Origin of the sequence: Bacillus infantis (assembly GCF_020171945.1) — a bacterium.
Classification (GTDB): domain Bacteria; phylum Bacillota; class Bacilli; order Bacillales; family Cytobacillaceae; genus Bacillus_AB; species Bacillus_AB infantis_A.
In genome coordinates, this window is the sequence record NZ_JAIVAP010000038.1 from 1 (window position 1) to 1,864 (window position 1,864).

General features: G+C 43.2%; 2 protein-coding genes. Both read left to right on the forward strand.

All coding sequences use genetic code 11. From position 1 onward, the window contains the following. The coding region (locus LCM00_RS24470; protein WP_224906828.1) for a hypothetical protein at window positions 1–286 on the forward strand (286 nt) is incomplete at its 5' end. A 242-nt stretch (window positions 287–528) separates the two neighbouring features. Then, entirely contained in the window at window positions 529–1,785 is a 1,257-nt protein-coding gene (gene ltrA, locus LCM00_RS24475) for a group II intron reverse transcriptase/maturase (protein WP_224906830.1), read from the forward strand. Window positions 1,786–1,864 lie beyond the last annotated feature (79 nt).

A 1,864-nucleotide genomic window follows, 5' to 3' on the forward strand; every position in this document is an offset into this window, starting at 1 on the left:
TTTTGTGTGCCGGGCATGTTCATCAACTAGGCGGTGCAAGTCCGCTATGGGCGTTGGGATATGCGAACCATTAGCTGAAGGCAAGGGTGTCCACGGTGACGTGGAATCTGAAGGAAGCCCTAGGCAAATCCTCGGTCTGAGGTACACGAATCACATTGGAGGTGGACTGTTTCAGGACGAGTTTGCAAAACAAAACAAAGTCCAAAATATCCCCGGATGGAACAGACATAAATGTGGCAGATATATGAGGAGAAAGTGGATGAACTTACCCCGGGAGGTCTCTTAGAAACCTCCGGAAGGAGAACCTGCTTAGTGATAAGCAGCTGAACTAAGAGAAGTCAGCAGAAGCCATAGTATCAACTATTTGTTGAGAAGGGCGGAACGAAAGGAGCTACCATGCTAGAGCAACTTTACAAAAGAACGATGACACAGCCAATAAATCTGGTTTAAGGCAGAATGCTCGGAAAGCTGGAAACCTTGAACTAGCGTGGAGTTACTTTTGTGCAATCTCAATAGCATGGAAACAATATGGAATGTAACCAAACATTGATTGACCGTATCGTTGATACTGAAAACCTTGACCTTGCTTTCAAAAAGGTTAAACGAAACAAAGGAGCAGCAGGTGTCGATGAGAAAGATATAGAAGCTACTCGCCTATATTTGAGGGAAAATGGACAAGAGATTATTCAACTGATACGAGAAGGAAAATACAAACCTCAGCCAGTTAGAAGGGTTGAGATACCTAAAGCAAACGGTGGAAAACGACAGCTTGGAATTCCTACTGTGACGGACCGTGTGATTCAGCAAGCCGTGGTTCAAAGGTTAACACCTATATTTGAAAGGCAGTTCAGCCATTTTAGTTATGGTTTTCGACCAAATAAGAGTGCACATCAAGCCATTGAACAGGCAAGGCAATACATCGAAGAAGGCTACAACTTCGTTGTAGATATGGATCTAGAGAAATTCTTTGATCGAGTCCAGCATGATAAGCTCATGTCTCTGATAGCTAAGACCATCTCTGATAAACCGACACTTAAGCTTATCCGAAGATTTCTCCAAGCAGGGGTTATGGTGAACGGTGTGGTTATTACCAACAGAGAGGGAACTCCGCAAGGGGGTCCCTTAAGCCCTCTTCTCAGCAACATTATCCTTAATGAATTAGACAAGGAGCTGGAGAAAAGAGGACATAAATTTGTACGCTACGCAGATGACTGCAATATCTATGTTAAGAGCATTAAAGCTGGAGAAAGAGTTAAACAAGGAGTTACAGAGTTTCTAGAGAGAAAACTAAAGCTAAAGGTCAACGAGGAGAAAAGTGCGGTGGGAAAGCCGAGTGCACGGACATTCTTAGGCGTGAGTTTCTATAGAACGAAAACCAGGGTGTACGTGCCAAAGAAATCAAAACAAAGGCTTGAAACCAGACTACTGAAGCTAACAAACCGTAACTGGGGAGTATGTATGGCGTACAGAATCCTTAAAATAAATCAACTCATTCAAGGATGGGGGAACTATTTTAAAGTTGGGGATATAAAGTCATACGCAGAGGATATCGATAAACATATCCGCCGTAGACTGAGAGCGTGCCAATGGAAACAATGGAAAAAGATAAAGACCAAGTACAAAAACCTTAGAAAATTAGGTATCTCAAGAGAAAATGCATGGAAAAACGCCAACACCCGAAAGGGTTATTGGCGAATCTCCCGAAACCCTGTAATTAATGCCGCCTTAAGCAATAAATATTGGCGACAGCTAGGCTTGAAATCATTACAAATAATCATTTCATAAAACTTTCGAGGCGCCGTATACCGAACGGTACGTACGGTGCTGTGAGAGGTCGGCACGGTGACGTTCCTCCTACTCGATT